Consider the following 25,701-nt stretch of genomic DNA (forward strand, 5'->3'; position numbering starts at 1 on the left):
GGGCAGGACTTCCCGGCCGGGCCCCGCCCGCTGCTGCGGGCGGGCCCTGGTCATCAAAGAGTGCAGTGCTTCGTGACCGGGTCCACCGCGCTGCAGATGTGGACTTCGGTCATCAGGCCGCCGAAGTTCTCCTGATCGTTCGACAGGTGATCGAGGTTCGGCGTGTACAGGTAGAAAATCTGGCCCGAGTGGTACTTCGTCTTGTCGCTGGCGTCGAGAATCAGGTCGAGCGACTCGCCGCCTCCGAGCGTGATCGAGTTCGTGTCGTAGGCCATGTTGTTGCCGGCCATGTCGCGCAGCATGCGGGCGTTGATCGCGATCACGTGCATCGGGATGCCGAGCGACGCCAGCGTCTGGTATTCGGTCACGTCGAGATCCGAGATCCGCAACAGCGCGCGGCCGCCGGCCGGAATGTTGATCAGCGTCGACAGCGGTTGCGACGGATGCATCGAACTGTCCGACGCCGGCGTCGACATCGCCCCTTCGGTCACCGTGTCCGGATAGCTGCGGCCGTTCAGCAGGAAGAACTTGTCCTTCATGTCGGTGAACGGCTCGGGATTGAACGTCATGCCGACGAAGTGGAAATTCGGATCGAAGCCATGGATCTGGATCGGATACTCGACGTCGTACGCGGTCGAGCCGTCACCGTCGTTGTAGGCGTAGAGCGACAGCGTTTCGGGCGTGGTCGCCGGAATGTTGGCGTTGGCCGCACGCACGAGGCCGTTGTTCTGCGGCGGCAGCGGCGTCGAGCACAGGATGTCGTTGCCGCAGCGCGTGCGCAGGTCCGACTGCTGCGTCACCAGCGCCTCGTACAGCGACACGCCCTTCGGCACGCGATCCTGGCGCGGCCGCACGTAGATCTGGCCGACCATGCCCATCTGCAGGTGCTCCGGCGGCGTGATGTGGCAGTGCCAGAAATAGGTGCCCGCATCCGGCGCGAGATAGTAGTACGTGAAGCTCGCGCCGATATTGATCGCGACCGACGCGTCCGGCACGCCGTCATAGAACGACGACGCGTTCGGATAGCCGTGGAAGTGCACCGTATGCCTCTCGAACAGGTCCGGGCGCATGATCATCCCGACGTTCGTGAGCGTGAGGAAGAACTCGTCGTCCTCGTCGATCGCCATCAGCGGCGCGGGCTGGTTGCCGTTCATCACGCCGATGTCCATGATCGGGCGCGGATCGACGTGGCCGGTCAGCGCACCGCCTGCATCCGGATCGGGCGCGAGGCCGACCGCGCCGTTGTAGGTCGGGTCCGTCCTGGGATCGCCGACGGTGTTGAACACCGACGCGAGCTGCGTGCCGGGCAGCCCGGCCTTGACGTCCGCGAGCCCGGACAGCGGGCCGAACGCGAACAGATAGGTCTGCACACCGTTGGCCATCGTGGCGTAGCCGTCGCCGCCCGAGATCTGCTGGCACTTGATCGCGCCGTTCACGGTGCCGGTCGACGTGGAAGTCTGGCCGGTGTAGGTCGGTTTCGTGTAGGCGGGTTCGCCGACACCGGGCGCCAGCGCGGTCGGATGCGACGGCGTGGTGAACGGGCACTGGACGCGGAACGACTGGGCGAACGAGGGAACGGCGCACATCAGGAGCAACAGTGCCGCCACACTGCTGCAACACGCGCGGGTACTGAACATATGACCTCCATCCAAGGGGTCAACCAGCGATACGGGCTGGACGTCATGCTGTACTGCGGACGCGGGCCGGCGAGGTCTTCGCATCAGCCCGTATCTGGATTCTGAAGATGTGCGCGTCTGGCCGGGATGGGTCACCCTCCTACTTTTGCATAGGGGGGCTCCGGCACGCGGGGGCGACAGGCTCCTCACGGACGGATGGGCGAGGCTCGAGCAGCCCCGTCGACGCACAGGATTTGTCCGATGAAAAACGCGCGACGACCGACGACGTATCGGCGAAATTTTCCCGATAGCAGAAATTAATTAAAATCGGGGGGGTAGGCAGTGGATGGTGCAGGACGCGGCAAGCGGTGCCGGCCCCGAAGCAGCGAAGCGGCGGGCTTTCGATCGCGGCAAACCGGGCGGTCGCCGGAGAACGGGCAAAAAAAAGCGCCACGGAGACCGTGGCGCTAAAAAAGTTCTAGCCATTCCGAGGGCCGTGCTAGAACCTGAGAGACTGCGCGAAACATCGTTGCCGGTTAAACTCTTGAAACGATGTTTCGAAAACGTGAGACATTCTTTCCGTTTCCGCCCGACAAGTCAAGCGGTATTTGCACCGGTTCATGCACTTTCTGGCAACGCTGATTTGAGCGTTTTCCTAATAAACCAAGGGTGAACCCGTAAAATCTCATCCAATGACCGGTTCACCCGCAGAACATGCATCCTTTGACAATAGTCCTACAATACCAACAAAATTGAAATCGAGTTTCGGAATTAGAGAGAATCCCTCGTGTCGACAACTGTAACCCTTCCCGCGTCGCGGGACCGTGAATCGTCACCCGACGAGATCACCGCCCTCGCCCGCGGCCTCGCCGTGCTGCGCCGCATCGCGGCGGCCGACGCCCCCGTCAGCAACCGCGAACTGACCGAATTGACCGGCATCCCGAAGCCGACCGTCTCGCGCATCACCGCGACGCTCGTCAGCGCCGGCTTCCTGTTCCAGTTGCCCGACAGCGAGCGCTTCGTGCTCACCGCGTCGGTGCTCGAACTGAGCCACGGCTTCCTGCGCAACTTCGACATCCGCGCGCGCTCGCGGCCGTTCATGATCGAGCTGGCCGAACGCACGTCGCTGTCCGTGCACCTCGCGGTGCGCGACCGGCTCGACATGGTCGCGATCGACGTGATCCGGCCGCGCTCGGCCGTGCTCGTCACGCGCCTCGAAATCGGCTCGCGGATGGACATCGCTCGCACGGCAGTGGGCCGTGCGTATCTCGCCGCGCTCGAGGAAGACGAGCGGCGCCTGCTGCTCGAGTCGCTGCGCACCACGGCGGGCGACGACTGGCCGCACGTGTCCGCGCGCCTGACGCCCGCGCTCGACGATGCGATGCGCGACGGCCACGCGATCGCGATCGGCGAATGGCGCGAAGGCCTGAATGCGGTCGCGGCCGGTTTCGTCGGCCCGTCGGGCCAGCGCTACTCGGTGAATTGCGGCGGCGCGGCGCACCAGTGCTCGCCCGAATGGCTGCAGGAACACGTCGTGCCCGCGCTGCACGAATGCATCGCGAAAATCACGCGCGAGATCGGCGGCGCACCGGCCCGGCGCATCAGCGTGTAATCGTTTCGTCATCGTCCCGTCGCGTTCTGTAACGACCGTAACCCGTTGAAAGATAGACCACTGGACTGTAACGGGGACGGGACGTAGGATCATGCCCATCGTCGCGCCGCATTCGCGGTGCACAACGCTCTTTTCTCGCGAGTCGGCGGGGCCCCGGACCGAGCCGGGCCACCCCGTCCCGTCACCCGCCCGCCCACGCGCAGCCCAGCAGTGCGATTTCCGGCACGCCGCGCCGTCTTCCTGACAGATCACGATGGATAACGAACAAAAGCCCACGCCCCCTTCGAAAGACCCCGTGTCGCCCGCCGCACGGCGTCCGCGCCGCACGCTGATGATCGGCACGGTCGCGGTCGTCGCCATCGGCGGCCTGCTGTGGTGGCATCCGTGGAACCGCACGCCGGCGGCCGGCAGCACGGCAACCGGTGCGAGCGCAGCCGCCGGCAGCAGCGCAGGCGGCCATCGCGGCCGCGGCGGCCCCGCTGCGATGGCGAACGTTCCGCAGCCCGTGCAGGTCGCGACCGCGACGCAAGGCGAGATGCCGATCGTGCTGTCCGCACTCGGCACCGTCACGCCGCTCGCGAACGTGACGGTCAAGACGCAGCTGTCGGGCTACCTGCAGTCGGTGTCGTTCCAGGAAGGCCAGATCGTCAAGAAGGGCGACGTGCTCGCGCAGATCGACCCGCGCCCTTACCAGGTGTCGCTCGAGAACGCCGAAGGCACGCACGCACGCGATTCCGCACTGCTCGCGACGGCGCGCCTCGACCTGAAGCGCTACCAGACGCTGCTGTCGCAGGACTCGATCGCGTCGCAAACCGTCGATACGCAGGCGTCGCTCGTCAAGCAGTACGAAGGCGCGGTGAAGACCGACCAGGCCGCGATCGATTCCGCGAAGCTGAACCTCACGTATGCGCGCATCACGGCGCCGGTGTCGGGCCGGGTCGGCCTGCGCCAGGTCGACCCGGGCAACTACGTGACGCCGGGCGACACCAACGGCATCGTCGTGATCACGCAGCTGCAGCCGATGAGCGTGATCTTCACGACGTCGGAAGACAACCTGCCGCAGATCCTCAAGCAGGTGAACGCGGGCCAGAAGCTGTCGGTCACCGCGTACAACCGCAACAACACGGTGCCGCTCGAGACGGGTTCGCTCGCGACGCTCGACAACCAGATCGACACGAGCACCGGCACGGTCAAGTTGCGCGCGAACTTCGATAACAAGGAAGGCATGCTGTTCCCGAATCAGTTCGTGAACACGCGGCTGCTCGTCGACGTGCTGCGCAACGCGACGATCGTGCCGACCTCCGCCGTGCTGACCGGTTCGATCGGCCAGTTCGTCTATGTCGTGAAACCCGACAACACGGTCACGGTCCGCAAGGTCACGATCGGCCCGGTCGACGGCGAACGCACGAGCATCGTCAGCGGCATCGCGCTCGGCGAGCGCGTGGTGACCGACGGCTCCGACCGCCTGCGCGAAGGCTCGAAGATCTCGATTCCGGCCGACAAGCCGAAAGGCGCATCGGGCGCGCGCGGCGCCAGCGCGGCGTCGGGTGCATCGGCAGCGTCGGGCGCCGCCGCCCATCGCGGCGGACACAAGCACGGCGCGTCGCAGGCAGCGGCCCCCGCGGCCCAGTAACGCGCGGGCCGCTCGATGAATCCATCCCGCCTCTTCATTCTCCGGCCGGTCGGCACCGCCCTCCTGATGGCGGCGATCATGCTGGCCGGTCTTGTCGCGCTGCGCTTCCTGCCGCTCGCCGCGCTGCCCGAAGTCGACTACCCGACGATCCAGGTCCAGACCTTCTACCCGGGCGCGAGCCCGGAAGTGATGACCTCGTCGGTCACCGCGCCGCTCGAACGCCAGTTCGGGCAGATGCCGTCGCTGAACCAGATGTCGTCGCAAAGCTCGGCCGGCGCGTCGGTGATCACGTTGCAGTTCTCGCTCGACCTGCCGCTCGACATCGCCGAACAGGAAGTGCAGGCCGCGATCAACGCAGCCGGCAACCTGCTGCCGTCCGACCTCCCTGCCCCGCCGATCTACGCGAAGGTCAACCCGGCCGATGCGCCGGTGCTGACGCTCGCCGTCAAGTCGAAGACGCTGCCGCTCACGCAGGTGCAGGACCTGGCCGATACGCGCCTCGCGATGAAAATCTCGCAGATCGCGGGCGTCGGCCTCGTCAGCCTGTCGGGCGGCAACCGCCCGGCCGTGCGGATCCAGGCGAACCCGACCGCGCTCGCGAAATACGGGATGAACCTCGACGACCTGCGCACGACGATCTCGAACCTGAACGTAAACACGCCGAAGGGCAACTTCGACGGGCCGACGCGCGCGTACACGATCAACGCGAACGACCAGCTGACGAGCGCCGACCAGTACAACAGCGCGGTCGTCGCGTACAAGAACGGCCACCCGGTGATGCTGACCGACGTCGCGACGGTCGTCGCCGGCTCGGAGAACACCAAGCTCGGCGCGTGGGTGAATTCGGACCCCGCGATCATCCTGAACGTGCAGCGCCAGCCCGGCGCGAACGTGATCGCAACGGTCGACGCGATCAAGGCGCAACTGCCGAAGCTGCAGGAAACGCTGCCGGCCGCGCTCGACGTGGAAATCGTCACCGACCGCACGACGATGATCCGCGCGGCCGTGCGCGACGTGCAGTTCGAGCTGCTGCTCGCGGTCGCGCTCGTCGTGCTCGTGATGTACCTGTTCCTCGCGAACGTCTACGCGACGATCATCCCGAGCCTGTCGGTGCCGCTGTCGCTGATCGGCACGCTCGCGGTGATGTACATGGCCGGCTTCTCGCTGAACAACCTGTCGCTGATGGCGCTCACCATCGCGACCGGCTTCGTCGTCGACGATGCGATCGTGATGATCGAGAACATCGCGCGCTACGTCGAGGAAGGCGAAACGGGGCTCGAGGCCGCGCTGAAGGGCTCGCGGCAGATCGGCTTCACGATCATCTCGCTGACGGTGTCGCTGATCGCGGTGCTGATCCCGCTGCTGTTCATGGGCGACGTGGTCGGGCGCCTGTTCCACGAATTCGCGATCACGCTCGCGGTGACGATCGTGATCTCGGCGATCGTGTCGCTCACGCTCGTGCCGATGATGTGCGCGAAGCTGCTGCGCCATTCGCCGCCGCCCGAGAGCCACCGCTTCGAGGCGCGCGTGCACCGCGCGATCGACTGGGTGATCGCACGCTACGCGGTCGCGCTCGAATGGGTGCTGAACCGCCAGCGCTCGACGCTCGTCGTCGCGCTGCTGACGCTCGGGCTGACCGCCCTGCTCTATATCTATGTGCCGAAGGGCTTTTTCCCCGCGCAGGACACCGGCGTGATCCAGGCGATCACGCAGGCGCCGCAGTCGATCTCGTATGGCGCGATGGCCGAACGCCAGCAGGCGCTCGCCGCCGAGATCCTGAAGGATCCGAACGTCGACAGCCTCACGTCGTTCATCGGCGTCGACGGCAGCAACATCACGCTGAACAGCGGCCGCATGCTGATCAACCTGAAGGCGCGCGACGAACGTTCCGAGACGGCCGCGCAGATCAACCGCGACCTGCAGCACCGCGTGGCGAACATCACCGGCATCTCGCTGTTCATGCAGTCGGTGCAGGATCTGACGATCGACTCGACCGTCAGCCCGACGCAGTACCAGTTCATGCTGACGAGCCCGAACTCGGACGAATTCGCGACCTGGGTGCCGAAGCTCGTCGCTCGGCTGCAGCAGGAACCGTCGCTCGCCGACGTCGCGACCGACCTGCAGAGCAACGGCCAGTCGGTCTACATCGAGATCGACCGCGCGAGCGCCGCGCGCTTCGGCATCACGCCGGCGACCGTCGACAACGCGCTGTACGACGCGTTCGGCCAGCGCATCGTGTCGACGATCTTCACGCAGTCGAACCAGTACCGCGTGATTCTCGAGTCCGAGCCGAAGGAGCAGCACTACGCGCAATCGCTGAACGACATCTACCTGCCGTCGGCCGGCGGCGGCCAGGTGCCGCTGGCGTCGATCGCGTCGTTCCACGAGCGGCCGTCGCCGCTGCTGGTCGCGCACCTGTCGCAGTTCCCGTCGACGACGATCTCGTTCAACCTCGCGCCGGGCGCGTCGCTCGGCGAAGCCGTCAAGGCGATCGAGGCCGCCGAGAAGGACATCAACCTGCCCGCGTCGTTCCAGACGCGCTTCCAGGGCGCGGCGCTCGCGTTCCAGGCATCGCTGTCGAACCAGCTGTTCCTGATCCTCGCGGCGATCGTCACGATGTACATCGTGCTCGGCGTGCTGTACGAGAGCTACATCCATCCGATCACGATCCTGTCGACGCTGCCGTCGGCCGGCGTCGGCGCGCTGCTCGCGCTGATGATCACCGGGCACGACCTCGACATCATCGGGATCATCGGCATCGTGCTGCTGATCGGCATCGTGAAGAAGAACGCGATCATGATGATCGACTTCGCGCTCGAGGCCGAACGCGTCGAAGGCAAGCCGCCGCGCGAGGCGATCTACCAGGCGTGCCTGCTGCGCTTCCGGCCGATCCTGATGACGACGCTCGCCGCGCTGCTCGGCGCGGTGCCGCTGATCGTCGGCTCCGGCGCGGGTTCCGAGCTGCGCCAGCCGCTCGGGATCGCGATCGCCGGCGGCCTGATCGTGTCGCAGGTGCTGACGCTGTTCACGACGCCCGTGATCTACCTCGGCTTCGACTCGCTCGCACGCCGCGTGCGCGGCTGGTTCGAACGCCACGGCCCCGGCGCCGGCACGCGCACGGATGCGTAAGCCATGAACCTGTCGCGCCCCTTCATCACCCGCCCCGTCGCGACGACGCTGCTCGCGCTCGGCGTCGCGCTCGCGGGCCTGTTCGCGTTCATCAAGCTGCCGGTGTCGCCGCTGCCGCAGGTCGACTTCCCGACGATCTCGGTGCAGGCGTCGCTGCCGGGCGCGAGCCCGGAAACGGTCGCGACCAGCGTGACGAGCCCGCTCGAGCGGCACCTCGGCTCGATCGCCGACGTGTCCGAAATGACGTCGACGAGCACGGTCGGCAACGCGCGGATCATCCTGCAGTTCGGCCTGAACCGCGACATCGACGGCGCCGCGCGCGACGTGCAGGCCGCGATCAACGCGGCGCGCGCCGACCTGCCCGCCGCGCTGAAGAGCAACCCGACCTACCGCAAGGTCAACCCGGCCGATTCGCCGATCATGGTCGTGTCGCTGACCTCGGAAACGGCGTCGCCCGCGAAGGTGTACGACGCCGCGTCGACGGTGCTGCAGCAGTCGCTGTCGCAGATCGACGGGATCGGCCAGGTCTCGGTCAGCGGCTCCGCGAACCCGGCCGTACGCGTCGAGCTCGAGCCGCAGGCGCTGTTCCACTACGGGATCGGCCTCGAGGACGTGCGCGCGGCGCTGGCTTCCGCGAACGCCAACGCGCCGAAGGGCGCGATCGAGTTCGGCCCGCAGCGCTACCAGCTCTATACGAACGACCAGGCGTCCCAGGCGTCGCAATACCGCGACCTCGTGGTCGCCTACCGCAACGGCTCGGCCGTGCGGCTGTCCGACCTGTCGGACGTCGTCGACGGGGTCGAGGACCTGCGCAACCTCGGCCTGGCGAACGGCAAGCGCGCGGTGCTCGTGATCCTCTACCGCTCGCCCGGCGCGAACATCATCGAGACGATCGACCGCGTGCGCGCGGCGCTGCCGCAGCTCACCGCGTCGCTGCCGGCCGACATCACGGTCACGCCGGTGCTCGACCGCTCGACCACCATCCGCGCGTCGCTGAAGGACACCGAGCACACGCTGCTGATCGCGGTCAGCCTCGTCGTGATGGTCGTGTTCCTGTTCCTGCGCAACTGGCGCGCGACGCTGATCCCGAGCGTCGCGGTGCCGATCTCGATCATCGGCACCTTCGGCGCGATGTACATGCTCGGCTTCTCGATCGACAACCTGTCGCTGATGGCGCTGATCGTCGCGACCGGCTTCGTCGTCGACGATGCGATCGTCGTGCTCGAGAACATCTCGCGGCATATCGAGAACGGCAAGTCGCGAATGCAGGCCGCGTTCGACGGCGCGCGCGAGGTCGGCTTCACGGTGCTGTCGATGAGCATCTCGCTCGTCGCGGTGTTCCTGCCGATCCTGCTGATGGGCGGCATCGTCGGGCGCCTGTTCCGCGAGTTCGCGCTGACGCTGTCGCTCGCGATCGCCGTGTCGCTCGCGGTCTCGCTGACCGTCACGCCGATGATGTGCGCGCGCCTGCTGCCCGAGTCGCACGACCCGAAAAACGAAGGCCGCTTCGGGCGCTTCCTCGAGCGCGGCTTCTCGCGCATGCAGCGCGGCTACGAGCGCTCGCTGTCGTGGGCGCTGCGCCGGCCGCTGTTGATCCTGCTGACGCTGTTCGCGACGATCGGGCTGAACGTCTACCTGTACATCGTCGTGCCGAAGGGCTTCTTCCCGCAGCAGGATACCGGGCTGATGATCGGCGGCATCCAGGCCGACCAGTCGACGTCGTTCCAGGCGATGAAGCTGAAGTTCTCCGAGATGATGCGGATCGTGCAGGCCAACCCGAACGTGAAGAGCGTCGCGGGCTTCACCGGCGGCACGCAGACCAACTCGGGCTTCATGTTCGTCACGCTGAAGGACCGCAGCGAGCGCAAGCTGTCGGCCGACCAGGTGATCCAGCAGCTGCGCCCGCCGCTGGCGGACGTCGCCGGGGCGCGCACGTTCCTGCAGGCCGCGCAGGACATCCGCGTCGGCGGCCGGCAGAGCAACGCGCAGTACCAGTTCACGCTGCTCGGCGATTCGAGCGCCGACCTGTACAAGTGGGGGCCGATCCTGACCGAGGCGCTGCAGAAGCGCCCCGAGCTGACCGACGTTAACTCCGACCAGCAGCAAGGCGGCCTCGAGGCGATGGTGACGATCGACCGCGCGACGGCCGCGCGGTTCGGCATCAAGCCCGCGCAGATCGACAACACGCTGTACGACGCGTTCGGCCAGCGCCAGGTCTCGACGATCTACAACCCGCTGAACCAGTACCACGTCGTGATGGAAGTCGCGCCGAAGTACTGGCAGAGCCCCGAGATGCTGAACCAGGTGTGGATCAGCACGTCGGGCGGCAGCGCGAACGGCTCGCAGACCACCAACGCGGCCGCCGGCACCTACGTCGCGACGTCGGCCGGCACGTCGAGCGCCGGCACGGCCGCGCAGAGCGCCGCGGCGATCGCGTCCGATTCCGCGCGCAACCAGGCGCTCAACTCGATTGCCGCGAGCGGCAAGTCGAGCGCGTCGTCGGGCGCATCGGTGTCGACGTCGAAGTCGACGATGATCCCGTTGTCGGCGATCGCGACGTTCGGGCCGAGCACGACGCCGCTGTCGGTCAACCACCAGGGGCTGTTCGTCGCGACGACGATCTCGTTCAACCTGCCGCCGGGCGTGTCGCTGTCGCAGGCGACGCAGATCATCTATCAGACGATGGCGCAGGTCGGCGTCCCGCCGACGATCGTCGGCAGCTTCCAGGGCACCGCGCAGGCGTTCCAGCAGTCGATGAACGACCAGCCGATCCTGATCCTCGCCGCGCTGCTGGCCGTCTACATCGTGCTCGGAATCCTGTACGAGAGCTACATCCACCCGATCACGATCCTGTCGACGCTGCCGTCGGCCGGCGTCGGCGCGCTGCTTGCGCTGCTGCTGTTCAAGACCGAGTTCAGCATCATCGCGCTGATCGGCGTGATCCTGCTGATCGGTATCGTGAAGAAGAACGCGATCATGATGGTCGACTTCGCGATCGACCAGACGCGCAACCACCAGAAGTCGTCGTTCGACGCGATCCACGAGGCGTGCCTGCTGCGCTTCCGTCCGATCATGATGACGACGATGGCGGCGCTCCTGGGCGCGCTGCCGCTCGCGTTCGGCAGCGGCGACGGCGCCGAGCTGCGCGCACCGCTCGGCATCGCGATCGCCGGCGGCCTGATCGTGTCGCAGGTGCTGACGCTCTATACGACGCCGGTCGTCTACCTGTACATGGACCGGTTCCGCGTGTGGGGCGAGAAGCGCCGCAACCGCCGCGGGAATACCGGCGGGCCGGCGGTGGCCGGCGAGTGACGGAGGCGGCCGGACGCGAATGGACGGGGCATGCCGCCCCGCTCCGTTCGGCAGTCCGCGCCCTCGCGAAGGCCCCATGCGAGCGCCGGCACTCAATCGCGCGATGCGTCGTCATCCATGTCGTGCGAGGTCATACAGATCCTGTGCGTTGCGCGCATAGCGGCGCGGCGCCATCCCCGACCATCGGTGGAACGCGCGCGCGAACGCCTTCTCCGACGTGTAGCCGACCCGCTCGGCAATCTCGATCAGCCGCAGCTTGCCGTGCGCGAGTTCGCCACTCGCCAGATACATCCGGTACGCGGTCAGGTGACCGATCGGCGTTTCGCCGACCAGCTCCGCAAAGCGTGCGCAAAAGCGCGAACGCGACATGCCGGCGTCGGCCGCGAGGCTCGCGAGCTGCCAGTTGCGGCGCGGATCGCGATGCATCAACGCCATCGCGCGGCCGATCTGCGGATCGGTCAGGCCTCGCAGCCAGCCCGTATGATTCGCCGACGACTGCAGGTGCGCGCGCAACAGCTGCACGAACAGCACGTCGGCCAGACGCGTCGCGGCAATGGCCCAGCCGGGCTGGCACGCCATCGATTCCTCGATGAAGCTCTGCAGCGTGCTCGCGAGCCACGGTGCGACGGCCGCGTCGTTCGCGCGGACGTGGATCAGCGGCGGCAGCACGGAGAACAGCGGGCTGCGCACGAGGTCCCGGTACACGACGATGCCCGTATAGAGCTCGCTGGTCGCGCCGCCGCCGCCCGCGACGAACTCGAGCGGCGTGTCGAAGCGCGGCCGGATGCCCTTGTCCGCCATCAGCGTGTCGAACGGCACGGGCGGCTCGTCGAGCGACGACGCCATTACGTGCTCGTCGCCGTGAGGCAGCAGCACGAAGTCGCCCGGCTCGACATGCACGGGCGCCGTGCCCGCGACCGACAGGAAGAACGGGTTGCCCGCACAGGTACGAAACGGCGCGCCCGCGACGGCCGGCTTGCGGATCGCCCACGGCGCGCTCAGCGTGAAGCGCCCGGTGACGACCGCATCGGCCCGCAGGTCGGTCAGCACGTCGCTGAGAAGATCGGTCGTCATCGTCGAAGCCTCCGGGGGTGCGCCGCCGCGTCAGAAGCGCTGCTGGATGCCCGCCATCACACCGACCTGATTCTGGCCGGTGCCGACGGTGCCGCCGGCCGCCACCGCCGACGTGCCGAGTGCGCTGTTCGTCATGTAGCTGACGGACGTATAGATCATCGTACGCTTCGACAGGCTGTAGTTCGCGCGTGCGACGAACAGGTTCGAGTCGTAGCGGCCGCGCAGCAGGTAGCGCACGGCCTGTGCGTCGAATGATAGCGCCGGCGTCGCGTAGACCGTGCCGCCCGCGAAGAAGATGTCCGACTGGCTGTGCGCGGCGGCCGCCGTGTTGCGGCGGATCCAACCCGCGCCGAGCTTCGCGATGCCGAATTTCACGTACGCGTCGACGATCGTGCGCGTGTCCGTATAGCCGGGGCTCGACAGCGGTGCCGACGCGCCGGTGCCGCCGTGCATCACGTCATACGAAGCGGCCGCGCCGAATTGCGGCGCGTCGTACGCGACCATCATCGTGTACTGCCGGCATGCAACGGGGTCGCCCGGCACGTTGCCCGCGCAGTTCGTGGCCGACGGGCCGGCCGGCCCCGCGCCGTCGCGGCCGGTACTGTAGGTGCCGCCGAGCGTCAGGCCGCCGAAGTGGCCGAGATAGCCGATCGCGTTGTCGCTGCGTGCGTTCGGCAGGTAGCTGTCGAAGCTCGCCATCGAGTGGATCGACGGGCCGATCACGTCGGCATTGAGCAGTACCAGCATCGACATGTTCATCTGCCGGCCGAGCGTGAGCGCGCCGTACGGCGACTCGATGCCGACGTTCGCCTGCCGGCCGAAGATCCGGCCGCCGTAGTTCAGCGCACCGGAATTCAACGCGAAGCCGTTTTCGAGCACGAAGAACGTGCGGTAGCCGCCGCCGAGATCCTCGACGCCGCGCAACCCGAAGCGCGACGGCACTTCACCGGTCAGCGACGGCATGCCGGCGACCGCGCCGCCACCCGCCGCGTTGTTGTAGTACTGCACGCCGGTATCGACGATGCCGTACAGCGTCACGCTGCCCTGCGCGAACGCGCCCGGCGATGCAGCGGCGGCCGCCGCCAACGAGACGGCCGTCGCGGCCGAGCGAAAGGTTTTCATTGAAGTCTCCAGACCTGTTGTGTAGTTATGCTTGATATGGGCGGCGACGCGCGCGGCGGCACCGGCCCGTGGGGGATACGCGGTCGTTCAGGTCGCGAGCGGCGTATCGAACGGCATCGCGCGCGGCCGCTCGCCGGTCGCGCGCCAGATCGCATCGGCGACGGCCGGTGCGACGGGCGGCAACGCGACTTCGCCGCAGCCTTGCGGATCGCGATCGCTGTCGACGATCACCACCTCGATCCTCGGCATCCCGGCCAGGCCGAGCAGCGGATAGTCGGCGAAATTGCGCTGCACGACCGCGCCGTGCTCGAACGTGATCTCGCTCCTGAACGTGTTGGTCAGCGCGAAGCCGACGCCGCCTTCGACCATCTCGCGAATCAGCAGCGGATTGATCGCACGCCCGCAATCGATGCCGCACACGATCCGTTCGAGCTTCACGTTGCCGCCCGTCACGCGCACCTCGGCGATCGTCGCGACGTACGTGCTGAACGCACCGCCGCGCCCCGTGTACAGCGAATATGCGACGCCGCGCGACAGGCCGGCCGGCGCGCGGTCGAACCAGTTCGCGCGCGCGGCCGTCGCGTCGAGCACGCGTAGCGCGAGCGGGTCGCGCTTCAGCAGCGCGCGCCGATAGCGCACGGGGTCGGCCCGCACCGTGTGCGCGAGCTCGTTCACGAAGCTCTCGAGGAAAAACACCGTCGACGTGCTGCCGACGCTGCGCATGAAGCTGACCGGGATCGGCTGCATCACCGTGACCGAGTCGACCAGCAGGTTCGGCACGTCGTAGCAAAGGTCGTACAGGCCGTCGAGCATCGTCTCGTCCCAGCCGCCCGCCTTCTCGTAGCGGTCGCGCTTGATCGCCGCATACAGCGAGTGACCGGCAACGCGCGCATGCAGCGCGACCGGCAGCCCGTCGCTGCCGAGCACCGCGCGGAACCGCGCGGACGCGCACGGTCGATAGAAGCCGTGACGGATGTCGTCCTCGCGCGAGCGGATCACCTTCACGGGTCGCCCGACCGCCTTCGACGCAACGGCCGCGTGCACGACGAAATCGGGCACGTACTTGCGGCCGAAGCTGCCGCCGAGAAACGTCGTGTTGACGATGACCTTCCCGGCCGGCACGCCGAACAGCGCCGACAGCGTCCAGCGCACCTTGTCCTGCCCCTGGATCGGCCCCCACACCTCGATCTCGTCCGCCCGCACGTGCACGGTCGCGTTGACGGGCTCCATCGTCGCGTGAACGATGTACGGCGTGTGGTAGTCGGCCTCGACGATCCGGCCGGCTTCGGCGAGATGGCGCATCGGCTCGCCGATCTGCGTGGCGACGACCGCGTGTTCCGCCTGCAGCGCACCCTTGCGCTGTGCGAGGATCGTTGCACTGTCGAACGCCGGTGTCGAACCCGCCTCCCAGACGATGTCCGCCGCGTCGCACGCCTTCTTTGCCTGCCAATAGGTGTGCGCGACCACGATCACCGCGTCCTTCGCGAGCACGACGTCCGCGACGCCCGGCATCGCGCGCAATGCGTCGCGGTTCTTCACGGCGGTCGGTCGGCCGTTCAGCGTCGGTGCCATCGTCAGCGCGCCGACCAGCATGTCGGGCACCTGCACGTCGATCCCGTAGATCGCGCTGCCGTCGACCTTCGCGGGCACGTCGAGCTTGTGCAGCGGGCGCCCGATCAGCGTGTGCGCGGACGCCGGCTTCAGCCGCGGTTGCGCGTCGTGCGGCAGCTTCGCGGCGGCGTCGACGAGTTCCCCATACGACAGCGACCGGCCGCTCGGCGCATGGATCACGCGGCCGTCGCGCGTCACGCACTGCGTGTCGCGCACGCCGAGCCGCGCGGCGCCGGCACGCAGGAACGCCGAGCGCGCCTGCGCGCCGGCGATGCGCAGCCGCGTGTAGAACATCGTCGCCGACATCGACGCGCCGACGAACTGCTGCGGCGCCTCGTTCGCGGCGTCGATCCGGTACGCGTCGCGCCCCGTGACGAACTCGACCGTCACGCTGCGCCAGTCGGCATCCATCTCGTCGGCGAGCACCTGCGGCAGCCCCGTGTAGACGCCCTGCCCGACTTCCGCCTGCGACAGGCCGATGATCGTGCTGCCGTCGGCGTCGACGCGCACCCAGTCGTTGATCTCGCGAAAGCGCGCGCCGTCGCCGGCCGCCTGCACGACGTCGCCGATCGCAAGCGGCAGCAGCAGGCTTCCCGCGAGCGCGACGCCGCCTTTCAGGAACACACGCCGCGGCACATTCGACACGTCCGGTGCCTGCCCCGCATCAGCCGGCCGCGACATGGATCGCCTCGCGAATGCGTTGGTAGGTCGCGCAGCGGCACAGGTTCGTGACGGCCTCGTCGATCTGCGCGTCGGTCGGCTTGCGGTGCTGCGCGAGCAGCGCGGCAGTGGCCATGACCATTCCCGACTGGCAGTAGCCGCACTGCGGCACGTCCTTCTCGATCCACGCACGCTGCACCGGGTGCGAGCGATCGTGCGACAGCCCCTCGATCGTCGTGACCGACCGGCCCGCGACACTCGCGGCCGGCAGCACGCACGAGCGCGCGGCCTCGCCGTCGAGATGCACGGTGCACGCGCCGCATCCGCCGATGCCGCAGCCGTATTTGGTACCGGTGAGCCGGGCCGAGTCGCGAATGACCCACAGCAGCGGCGTATCGGGATCACCGTCGAAATCGAACGGCTGGCCGTTCAGCGTGAAGCGCATCGTCTGTCTCCCTGTCGTGCATCGCCGGTTCGTCATCCGGCGGATGACGGCGATGGTTGACAGAGATTCTTGGCGGCGCAAAAAGCCGCGCCAATGACCTTTGCTCCCGAAAAAGTAGCCGATCGTCCAGATCGTTTCAGCCGACGAATCGCGCTCGGTTGCCGAAGTTGACGCCGCGTTTGCCTCGGATCCGGCTTGCACGCCGGCGACGATCAACTATCGTGTGTCCATGACCACCCTCGCGCCCCTTCGCCGGGAGCCCGCCATGAACGTCCAGTTGAACCATACGATCGTCTGGTGCCGCGACAAGCGCGCGTCGAGCCGCTTCCTCACCGAACTCCTGGAACTGCCGCCGCCGACGCCGTTCGGCGCGATGCTGGTCGTCGCGCTCGACAACGGCGTGTCGCTCGATTTCTATGAGCAGGCGGGAGAAATCCGGTCGCAGCATTACGCGTTCCTGCTCGACGAGACCGGCTTCGATCGCGTGCTGGCGCGCATCCGCGAGCGCGGGCTCGCGCACTGGGCCGATCCGGCGAAGCGGCAGCCCGGCGACATCTACCGCCACAACGGCGGCCGCGGCGTGTACTTCGACGATCCGGACGGTCACTTCCTCGAAGTGATGACACGGCCGTATGCGCTGAACGGCTAGTGCGGCAGGCCGGCGTTGCGCCGGCCCGTGTGGTGCGGCGCGGATGCCGCCCGGCTTCGGACGGCACCCGGCACGGCTGCCGTTACTCGGCAGCGGCTGCCGTCTTGCGCGGCCGACGCGCGCGCGGTGCGGCCTTGCGGGCCGGCTTCTTCCTGGCAGCGGCCGGCGCTTCGGCAGCGGCTTCGACATGAGCTTCGACCGGCGCCGCATCATGCGACGGCTGCGCGGCGGCAAGCTCGCCGCCGGCATCGCCGGCTGCCGGCTCCGCGTGCGTCACGGCCACGTGCGGCGCGCCGCCCTGCTCCGCGTCGCGATGCGCGCCGTCGTCAGGCTTGCCGTGCGCATGCTTGTCGCCGCCATGCTTCGCCGCGCCGGCGCTCTTCGCGGCGGCGCCCTTTTTCGTGCCGGTCTTCTTCGCCGCGCTCTTGCGTGCCCGCTTGCGGCCTTCCTGCGCTTCGCCGTGGGCCTCGCTCGCTTCGATCGCTTCGATCGTTTCTGCAGGTGCAACCGGCACGGCGTCGGCGACGTCGTCCAGCTCCGCCGCTTCCGCCTCGACCTGCACACTTTCGTGCACGACCGCTTCCGCCCGCTGGCCGCGACGTTGCGCATGGCGCCCGGCCCGCGCCGGCTCTGCCGCACGCGTGCCGTGGTGCGCGCCGCCGTCACCGGCCGTCGCGACATGCTCGACGGCCGCCGGCTGGCGGGCCCGCGACACGAACGCGCCCGACTTGTCGTCACGGCCCACTTCGAGCAGGCCGCGCGCCTGCGCTTCGTCGAGCAGGTTGCCGAACGCGCGGAACCCGTAGTACGACTCGTTGAAATCCGGCTTGCGGCGCTTGATCGCGCTCTTGAGCACCGACGCCCAGATCTTGCCGACGTCGTCGCGCTCCGACGCGAGCGCATCGAACGTCTCGACCGCCAGGGCGATCGCCTCGGCCTTGCGTGCGTCCATGTCGTGCTTGCGCGACGACGGCTCGTCGGGCCGCTTCGCGCCGCCGTTGCCCGCACGCTGCTGCTGTTCGCGCTTCGCGAGCGCGCGCTGCTGCTCGCGCACCAGGTCGTCGTAGAAGATGAATTCGTCGCAGTTCGCGACCAGCAGGTCCGACGTCGATTTCTTCACGCCGACGCCGATCACCTTCTTCGCGTTCTCGCGCAGCTTCGACACGAGCGGCGAAAAGTCGGAGTCGCCGCTGATGATCACGAACGTGTCGACGTGCGACTTCGTGTAGCAGAGGTCGAGCGCGTCGACGACGAGCCGGATGTCGGCCGAATTCTTGCCCGACTGGCGCACGTGCGGAATCTCGATCAGCTCGAAGCTCGCCTCGTGCATCGACGCCTTGAAGCCCTTGTAGCGATCCCAGTCGCAATAAGCCTTCTTCACGACGATGCTGCCCTTCAGCAGCAGGCGCTCCAGCACGGGCTTGATGTCGAATTTCTCGTACTTCGCGTCGCGCACGCCGAGCGCGACGTTCTCGAAGTCGCAGAACACGGCCATGCTGACGTTGTCCAGGGGTAATGCCATGTGTACTCCAACCGGTGGGCCGACGCGTTGTATGACGGTGCGGCAAAAAAAGCATCGCGCACATGATAGCCGGTCGGCGCGTCATTCCCGCATCCGTGTGAACGAATGAACGCCCGCCGCCCGAATGCCCGATGCCGGTATGCCCGATGCCGGTATGCCCCTTAATACACACCCGCCGTCGGGGCAAATCGACATTACACTTGAGTTATCGGTCGTCCGTCCCTATCTGGACGGAAGACGCATCGAGCAAGGAGCGGTTTCATGACGACGAAGGTACTGCTGATTGGCGCGACCGGCCGAACGGGCCAGGCCTGCGCGGATCTGCTGCTCAAGCAGCCGGAGTTCGAGGTCACGGCGCTCGTGCGCCGGCACGGCTATGCGCTGGCGGGCGCACGGGTCGTCGAGGCCGATCTGACGAACGATTTCTCGCACGCATTCCAGGGCATCACGCACGTGATCTACGCGGCCGGCTCGGCCGAATCGGACGGCGCGACCGAAGAGGAACAGGTCGACCGCGACGCGGTGGCCCGCGCGGCCGAATACACGCTGGCCTACAACGCGCAGAAGCTCGTGGTGATCAGCTCGCTGTCGGCCTACCGGCCCGAGCTGGCGCCGGACGCGCTGCGCCATTATTCGCAGATGAAGCGCGAAGGCGACGACCGCGTGGCCGCGTCGGGCGTCGACTACGTGATCCTGCGCCCGGGCCCGCTCACCGACGATCCGGGCGTCGGCAAGATCGCGCTGACCGACGCATGGCTCGATCCCGCGCCGCCCGTATCGCGCCAGGACGTTGCATGGGCCGCGATCGAGGCGATCAAGCTCGGTATCTCGCGCAAGATCGTCGGCTTCGTCGGCGGCAGCGTGCCGATCGAGCAGGCATTGCGCGCGTAGCAGCCGGCCGGGCGCCGCCGCCCGGCTGCGCGTGTTCCCGTGTCGCCGGCCCGCACGGCGGGCCGCGTCGACCTCCAGGGTGCGCTTACTGCTTCGGATGCGCGTCGGCCCACGCCTTCACGGCGGCGAGCGTGTTCTCGACGTGCTTGTCGGGCGACAGGCTCGTATATTCGTAGAGCACCTTCCCTTCCGGCGAGATCACGTACGACACGCGATTCGCGCGATCGAGCGCCGGCAGCTTCGCGTCGTATTCACGGATGATCTTCGCGTCCGGATCGGCCGCGACCGGGAACTTGCTCCGGCACTCGCTCACCGAGAACTTCGTCAGCGTGTCGATATTGTCGGCCGATACGCCGATCACCGTCGCGCCGTAAGCCTTGTAACGGTCGACCGCATCCGCGAACGCATGCGCCTCGATCGTGCAGCCCTTCGTGAACGCGGCCGGGTAGAAATACAGCACGACCGGCCCCTGCTTCAGCGCGTCCGCGAGCGAGTACGTGTAAGTCTTGCCGCCCAGCGACGCCTGCGTCGTGAAATCCGGCGCCGCGGCGCCCGGCTTCAGTTCCGCCTGCGCCAACAGCGCATGGCCGGCCACCAGCGCCGCCACGGCGCCCAGCAACAGTTTTCGCTTCATCTGCGTCCTCATTTCTTATAAAGTCAGCCTCAATGTAGGCCACGCCGGCGTTCGCCTGTCGAACACCCGGTATGCGATCCGGACCAGCGGCAGCGCCATCCGCGGCCGGCCCGTTAAAGATTCCGCACAGTCTGCCGTTAATCCTTGCGGACAACCGGTTCCAGCCCTTCACGTCAGCGAGAAACATGGAAGCCAACAGGAAACAGACGTCACGCAAGGGCTCCTGGCGCAGTGCCTTGCATACGCTGCGCCGCTTCGCCTGGTCGGGCGGCGCGCTGATGCCCGCGCGCGCCGGCGCGCCGCGCCGCGACGACTCCGTGCGCAACTGGCTGGAACAGACGGTCGGCACGGTGGACTTCCTCGCCCATGTCGATCGCGAACTGCGCTTTCTGTACGTGTCCGACGCGAGCCTGCGCTTCATCGGCTACCACCGCGACTACCTGCATACGCTGACGCTGCGCGACCTGATCGCCGAACAGGATACCTCGGTGCTCGAAGGCCTGCTCGCGCGCGCCGCGCGTTCGGGCCAGGTCGAGAAGGCGACGATGTGCATCGTCAAGTCGCTCACCTACCCGCTGGACGTCGAGGTCCGCGCGTTCAAGAGCCGCCACCACGGTGTCGACGGCTTCGCGATCGCGGCCTTCGACGTGTCGGCGTGGCGCGCGCTCGAGGCGAAGCTGACGTACGAAATGCACCATGACCCGATGACGGGGCTCGACAACCTGTCCGCGCTCGTGCCGGCACTGATGCGCGCGCAGCAGACCGCCGACGAGGGCGGCACCTGCGCGGCGCTGCTGCTGCTCGACCTCGACGACTACCAGCGGATCAACCGCGCGCTCGGCTACGATGCCGGCGACATGCTGCTGCGCGATACCGCCCAGCGGCTGAAGGCGCTCGTCACGCCGAACGAGCAGCTCGCGCGCGTCGCGAGCGACAAGTTCGCGGTCGTGCTCGGCGCATCCGACCGCGCGCAGGCGAGCCATGCGGCCGACGCGCTCGCACGCCGGCTGCAGGCCGCGGTGCGCGAGCCCTACGTGTACCAGGGGCAGACCGTGCACTTGTCCGCGAGCATCGGCATCGCGCTGTATCCGGACGAACGGGCCGCGCCGCATCGCGCGCAGCATCACAGCCCGCTGCTGCGCCGCGCCGACCACGCGCTCGCGCAGGCGAAGGCATCGGGCGGCAACGCGCTCGCGTTCCATGCGCCGGTCGACGACCCGGCCGACGCCGAACGGCTGAAGCTCGAGGCCGACCTGTACGACGGCGTGCGCAACGGCGAGTTCTCGCTCCATTTCCAGCCGATCACGCGCAGCCAGTCGGGCGCGGTGGTCGGTGTCGAGGCGCTGATTCGCTGGCGCCATCCGGTGCACGGACTCGTGCCGCCGGCGACCTTCATTCCGCTCGCCGAATCGATCGGCCTGATCAACTACCTCGGCAACTGGGTGCTCAAGGCCGCGTGCATGCAGCTCGTCGCGTGGGACAGCCAGGGGCTCGCGCTGCAGTACGTGGCCGTCAACGTGTCGCCGCAGCAGTTCCGCGACCCGCGCTTCACGCAGTGCGTGCGCGAGGCGATCGCGCTGACGGGCATCGACCCGCGCCGCATCGTGCTCGAAATCACCGAAAGCCTGCTGATGCACGATCCCGCGCATGCGAAAGTGCTGCTCGAGGAGCTGACCGATCTCGGCATCCGCTTCGCGATCGACGATTTCGGCACTGGCTATTCGAGCCTCGCCTACCTGCAGCGCTTCCCGCTCGCGAAGCTGAAGATCGACCGCAGTTTCGTCGAGAACCTGCTGACGTCGCGCAACGACCGCGCGATCGTGTCGGCGGTGGTCGGCCTCGCGCAGACGCTCGATCTCGAACTCGTCGCCGAAGGCGTCGAGACCGAGGCGCAGCGCGCACTGCTGACGGAGATGGGCTGCAATCACATCCAGGGCTGGCTCGTCTGCCAGGCGCTGCCGTCCGAGGAGCTCGCGCGGCGCTTCGCGGCGCAGCAGCTGCACCTGCACGCCGCCGCCTGACGCGCGCGGCGAACCGGACAGATCCGTATGTCAATCACCGAACACATGCCCCGCACGGCCTTGCTGGACAAGCTGTGGGCCCGGATGAACGAACGGGGCGATTTCCCGCTGCTGTCGGAATCGCTGCGCGCGACGATGGCCGCGATGAAGAACGACGACCTCGACTTCACCGCGCTCGTGCGCGTCGTGCTGTCGGACTTCGCGCTCACGCAGAAGGTGCTGCGGCTCGCGAACTCCGCGATGTACATGGCGTTCGGCGGCAACATCACGACCGTGACCCGCGCACTGATGGTGCTCGGCATGGACGCCGTCGGCCATCTGGTCGTCGGGCTGAAGCTCGTCGACCATTTCCATCACAGCACGCCGCGGCGCATCGACGCGAAGCTCGAACTGAACCGTGCGCTGCTGTCCGGCTGCGTCGCGCGCAAGCTCACCGAGCGCGCCGACCTGCGCGCGGGCGAGGAAGCCGTCGTCTGCACGCTGATGCGCCAGGTCGGCAAGCTGCTCGTCGTCTGCTATCTCGACAGCGAATGGGACAAGATCCGCCGCCATGCGGCCGAGCTGCACGGCGACGAATCGGCCGCCTGCATCGAGGTGCTCGGCGTCGGCTTCGACGAGATCGGGCTCGAGGCAGCAACGCGCTGGCGGCTGCCCGACATGATCCGGGACGGCATCGCCGACGATCACCAGCACGTGAACCGCGTCGATGCATTCGGCCGCGAACTCGCCGCCGACGAGGACATGATCGAACGCGTGAACTGGCTGCGTGCGGTGAGCCGCTGTTCGACCGACGTCGCGAGTGCGCTCGCGATGCCCGACGGCCCGCAGCGCGACGCGCACATCACGGCGCTCGCGCAGCACTATGCGCTGGCGCTCGATACGGAACCCGACGCGCTCGTCGAGATCGCCGAGCGGCTCGCGCACGAGGAAGCGAGCGACACCGTGATGCGCGAGATCGACGAGCTGCGCGCGAACGCCGATGCGATCGCGCGCGCGCAGGCCGAACCCGAGGCGTGCCTCGAAGCCGGCCTCGCCGACCTGCGCGCGCTGCCGTCCGAGCACGTGCTGACGCCGGTGCTCGCACTGGCGTCGGAAAGCCTGCTCGCGAGCCTCGCGTTCACGCGCACCGTCACGTTCGTCCGGCACGACGACGGCACGTTCGCCGCACGCCTGGGCTTCGGTCCCGGCGTCGACGACGCGCTCTACCGGCTGCGCTTCGACGAGCGCTTCGAGCCGGACGTGTTTCATCTCGCGATCACCAATTCGGTCGGCATCTTCATCGAGCAGGCGCAGGAACCGAAGATGCTCAAGCGCCTGCCCGCGTGGTATCTCGACGTGTTCGACGACACGCGCGCATTCGTGCTGCTGCCGGTGCGCGTCGATGCGACGACGGTCGCGCTGCTGTACGGCGACTGGGCCGGCGCGCAGCCGGCCCGCAAGATCTCGCAGCAGGAAATGAGCATCCTCAACGAGCTCGCGCGCGAACTGGGGCGATTCTTTCCCGCGCAGCACGGTTGACGGCCGGCCCGGTTCGGCCGCTTCCGCCGTTTCCCCGTTTCCCCGTTTCCGCGCCACAAAAGCAAACCGGCCGCATCAGCGGCCGGTTTTTTACATCGTGCGTTCGAACGAGACGCTTACTTCAGCGTGACGGGCACGCTGAAGTACTTCTTCGCGAGGTTGTCGATCGTGCCGTCGGCCTTCAGGTCCTTCAGCGCCTGATCGAGCGCGGTCTTCAGCGCCGCGTCGTTCTTGCGCAGGCCGAAGCCGACGCCCGAGCCGAGGATCTCGGTGTCGCTGACGGTGCCGCCCGCGAACGCGAAGCCCTGGCCTTGCGGCTTCGTCAGGAAGCCCTTCGAGCCGGCTTCCGAATCCTGGAACGTCGCGTCGAGACGGCCCGACTTCAGGTCGGCATATGCCAGGTCCTGCGTCTGGTACGGCACGACTTCAACGCCGGCCGGCGCCCACTTCTTCTTCGCGTACGCTTCCTGGATCGTGCCCTGCAGCACGCCGACGCGCTTGCCCTTGAGCGACTGCGGGGTCGGCAGCAGGCCGCTGCCCTGCTTCGCGATCAGCTGGTTCGGAATCGTGTAGATCGGGTCGGTGAACGCGATCGCGTGCTTGCGCTGGTCGGTGATCGTCATGTCCGAGTTGATCGCGTCGAACTTGCGCGCCTGCAGCGCGGGGATCAGGCCGTCGAAGTCGTTCTCGACCCACACGCACTTCGTCTTCAGCTTCGCGCACACCGCGTTGCCGATATCGATGTCGAAGCCGGTCAGCTTGCCGTCGGGCGTCTTGTATTCGAACGGTGCGTACGAGGCCTCGACGCCGAACCGGATCTCCTTCAGATCCGCGGCAAACGCGCTGCCTGCCGCCACGGCCGATGCCGCCACCACCGCATGCGCGGCCACTTTACGCCAATCCAACTTCATCAGGTGCTCTCCTCGATACTCGAATGTTCCGGAACTACGGGCGCATGCATCATTGCAGGGTCAGATGACCGCGACAACGTCGCTGCCGCGCCGTGATGCGGCGCAACAGCCGCAAGGCCGCGATTGTACCAATCCATGCGGCCCGATATGGCAAAGCGGCCGCCGACGCGCGATGCTGCGGCGCGCATGCGACAGCGGCCGGGCCGGCCGTCGAACTTGCAAGACGATGTCGCAAATACGCAAGGCGGGCCGCACTTCGATGCGGCCGGGCCGATCGATCAGACGAGTGCTGCGATCGTCTCGCGCGTCGTGTCGATCACGAGCAGGCCCGCGCGCAGCCCCGGCTTCACGGTCGGGTTCGGGAACACGATCCGTTCCTCGTCGTGCGTGACCGTGTAGCGGTAGTCGCCGTCCTGCGCGAGCACCGTGCCGCGTGCGAAGGGGGTGAAGTTCGCGACGTCGGCCGCGACGAACAGCTCGAGCGCGTCGCTCTGCTTCGTGATCTGGTCGATCACCGTGAAAACGCGCGGCAGCGGCGGATGGCCGCCTCGCGCCTCGGCGTCGGTCGACGGATGGCCGCCCCACGCCCCCGACACGAGCTTGCGCACCGCGCGGTCGGCCGGCGCGAAGCGCGCCAGGTCGTTCTGGCCGAACGGCCGCACCTTGCCGAGTTCGAGCGTGCACGCGAGCGCGCCGCAGTGCTCGGCCGTGAAATGCGAATACGTGTTGCCCTTCGCGGTATGCAGCAGCACGGCCGCGATGCGCGCCTCGCCGAGCCATTCCACCATCGTGCGCGTCGGCGGCGTACCGGTGTGCGGCAGCAGCGCGAACTGCTCGAACACCGATGCGCGGATCGCCGTGTGCATGTCGATATGCCAGCGTGCGCTGCCCGCCGGCGCGGCCGCGAAGAACGCGGCAGCGGCCGCTTCGAGCTGCGCGGCGCGCGGCGCTTCGCGGCTCGCGGGCACCTGCGTGTGACGACCGCTGAACAGGCGGTTCAGGTCGTCGTCGAGATAGCGCTCGCCCGCGCGCATCGCCGGCACGTTGCCGAGCACGACGAGCAGCCGGCACGCGAGCGGCAGCGCGCCCGACGCGAGATCGCGCACGAGCATCGACAGCAGCTCGATCGGCGCCGTCTCGTCGCCGTGCACGCCGGCCGACACGAGCACGCTCGCGCGCGCCGCATCGCTGGCCGCGGCCGGTTCGAGCACGAGCAGCCCGTCGCCGGGCCATTGCCAGCGCACCGCGCCGCCCGCACAGGTGCCCTCCCGCTCGACCGGCGTGCTGCCGGCCAGCGTGAACGCGAGAAAGTCGTCGAGCAGCGCGGCGGCCGGCATCCGT

17 protein-coding genes are annotated in these 25,701 nt (G+C 67.9%); 8 read left to right on the forward strand and 9 right to left on the reverse strand.

Features of this window, described 5'->3' with window-relative positions; genetic code table 11:
• Positions 1-53: 53 nt before the first annotated feature.
• On the reverse strand, positions 54-1,637 hold the full coding sequence (locus U5798_RS27850; RefSeq protein WP_124456514.1) for a multicopper oxidase domain-containing protein: 1,584 nt from the start codon (positions 1,635-1,637) through the stop codon (positions 54-56).
• Between the two features lie 766 nt (positions 1,638-2,403).
• Here U5798_RS27850 and U5798_RS27855 point away from each other — a divergent pair.
• From U5798_RS27855 to U5798_RS27870, 4 genes are all read left to right on the forward strand, one after another.
• Positions 2,404-3,228: an IclR family transcriptional regulator gene (locus U5798_RS27855; protein ID WP_322083835.1), complete on the forward strand. Its 825-nt coding sequence runs from the start codon at positions 2,404-2,406 to the stop codon at positions 3,226-3,228.
• 253 nt (positions 3,229-3,481) lie between these two features.
• Positions 3,482-4,861: an MdtA/MuxA family multidrug efflux RND transporter periplasmic adaptor subunit gene (locus U5798_RS27860; RefSeq protein ID WP_322083836.1), complete on the forward strand. Its 1,380-nt coding sequence runs from the start codon at positions 3,482-3,484 to the stop codon at positions 4,859-4,861.
• Positions 4,862-4,876: 15 nt separating this feature from the next.
• On the forward strand, positions 4,877-7,990 hold the full coding sequence (locus tag U5798_RS27865) for an MdtB/MuxB family multidrug efflux RND transporter permease subunit (protein WP_322083837.1): 3,114 nt from the start codon (positions 4,877-4,879) through the stop codon (positions 7,988-7,990).
• Positions 7,991-7,993: 3 nt separating this feature from the next.
• Positions 7,994-11,302 carry an efflux RND transporter permease subunit gene (locus tag U5798_RS27870; RefSeq protein ID WP_322083838.1) on the forward strand — a complete coding sequence of 1,103 codons (3,309 nt, stop codon included), beginning with the start codon at positions 7,994-7,996 and terminating at the stop codon, positions 11,300-11,302.
• A 111-nt stretch (positions 11,303-11,413) separates the two neighbouring features.
• On the opposite strand, the gene U5798_RS27875 is transcribed toward U5798_RS27870, so the two are convergent.
• The 4 genes from U5798_RS27875 to U5798_RS27890 form a co-directional block, all read right to left on the reverse strand.
• Complete coding sequence (locus tag U5798_RS27875; protein ID WP_124456519.1) at positions 11,414-12,376, reverse strand: AraC family transcriptional regulator; 963 nt, start codon at positions 12,374-12,376, stop codon at positions 11,414-11,416.
• Positions 12,377-12,406: 30 nt separating this feature from the next.
• Positions 12,407-13,498 carry a porin gene (locus U5798_RS27880; protein WP_322083839.1) on the reverse strand — a complete coding sequence of 364 codons (1,092 nt, stop codon included), beginning with the start codon at positions 13,496-13,498 and terminating at the stop codon, positions 12,407-12,409.
• 87 nt (positions 13,499-13,585) lie between these two features.
• On the reverse strand, positions 13,586-15,790 hold the full coding sequence (locus U5798_RS27885; RefSeq protein WP_322083840.1) for a xanthine dehydrogenase family protein molybdopterin-binding subunit: 2,205 nt from the start codon (positions 15,788-15,790) through the stop codon (positions 13,586-13,588).
• Positions 15,774-16,214 (reverse strand): (2Fe-2S)-binding protein, encoded by a 441-nt coding sequence (locus U5798_RS27890; RefSeq protein WP_322083841.1) that lies wholly within the window; start codon positions 16,212-16,214, stop codon positions 15,774-15,776. Before U5798_RS27890 ends, U5798_RS27885 begins: the two co-directional genes overlap by 17 nt.
• 265 nt (positions 16,215-16,479) lie before the next feature.
• On the opposite strand from U5798_RS27890, the gene U5798_RS27895 reads away from it, so the two are divergent.
• Positions 16,480-16,863: a VOC family protein gene (locus U5798_RS27895; RefSeq protein ID WP_322083842.1), complete on the forward strand. Its 384-nt coding sequence runs from the start codon at positions 16,480-16,482 to the stop codon at positions 16,861-16,863.
• An 82-nt stretch (positions 16,864-16,945) separates the two neighbouring features.
• Here U5798_RS27895 and U5798_RS27900 read toward each other — a convergent pair whose 3' ends face one another.
• The gene (locus tag U5798_RS27900; protein ID WP_322083843.1) at positions 16,946-18,385 is read right to left on the reverse strand and encodes an NYN domain-containing protein; all 1,440 of its coding nucleotides are present in this window, start codon (positions 18,383-18,385) and stop codon (positions 16,946-16,948) included.
• A gap of 261 nt (positions 18,386-18,646) precedes the next feature.
• Here U5798_RS27900 and U5798_RS27905 point away from each other — a divergent pair, with 261 nt between their 5' ends.
• Positions 18,647-19,276: an SDR family oxidoreductase gene (locus tag U5798_RS27905; protein WP_124456525.1), complete on the forward strand. Its 630-nt coding sequence runs from the start codon at positions 18,647-18,649 to the stop codon at positions 19,274-19,276.
• An 85-nt stretch (positions 19,277-19,361) separates the two neighbouring features.
• Here the strand turns inward: U5798_RS27905 and U5798_RS27910 are convergent, their stop codons facing one another.
• Complete coding sequence (locus U5798_RS27910) at positions 19,362-19,910, reverse strand: peroxiredoxin (protein ID WP_059235263.1); 549 nt, start codon at positions 19,908-19,910, stop codon at positions 19,362-19,364.
• Between the two features lie 278 nt (positions 19,911-20,188).
• Between U5798_RS27910 and cdpA the strand changes: the two genes are divergently transcribed.
• Both cdpA and U5798_RS27920 read left to right on the forward strand, forming a co-directional pair.
• Positions 20,189-21,931 carry a cyclic di-GMP phosphodiesterase CdpA gene (cdpA, locus tag U5798_RS27915; protein WP_322083865.1) on the forward strand — a complete coding sequence of 581 codons (1,743 nt, stop codon included), beginning with the start codon at positions 20,189-20,191 and terminating at the stop codon, positions 21,929-21,931.
• Between the two features lie 27 nt (positions 21,932-21,958).
• The gene (locus tag U5798_RS27920; protein WP_124456527.1) at positions 21,959-23,449 is read left to right on the forward strand and encodes an HDOD domain-containing protein; all 1,491 of its coding nucleotides are present in this window, start codon (positions 21,959-21,961) and stop codon (positions 23,447-23,449) included.
• A gap of 116 nt (positions 23,450-23,565) precedes the next feature.
• On the opposite strand, the gene U5798_RS27925 is transcribed toward U5798_RS27920, so the two are convergent.
• Both U5798_RS27925 and astE read right to left on the reverse strand, forming a co-directional pair.
• The gene (locus U5798_RS27925) at positions 23,566-24,360 is read right to left on the reverse strand and encodes an ABC transporter substrate-binding protein (RefSeq protein WP_111017476.1); all 795 of its coding nucleotides are present in this window, start codon (positions 24,358-24,360) and stop codon (positions 23,566-23,568) included.
• 278 nt (positions 24,361-24,638) lie between these two features.
• Positions 24,639-25,697: a succinylglutamate desuccinylase gene (gene astE / locus U5798_RS27930; RefSeq protein WP_185658283.1), complete on the reverse strand. Its 1,059-nt coding sequence runs from the start codon at positions 25,695-25,697 to the stop codon at positions 24,639-24,641.
• Positions 25,698-25,701: the final 4 nt, after the last annotated feature.

This window comes from Burkholderia sp. BCC1972, assembly GCF_905339605.1.
In the GTDB taxonomy this organism is placed as follows: Bacteria; Pseudomonadota; Gammaproteobacteria; order Burkholderiales; family Burkholderiaceae; genus Burkholderia.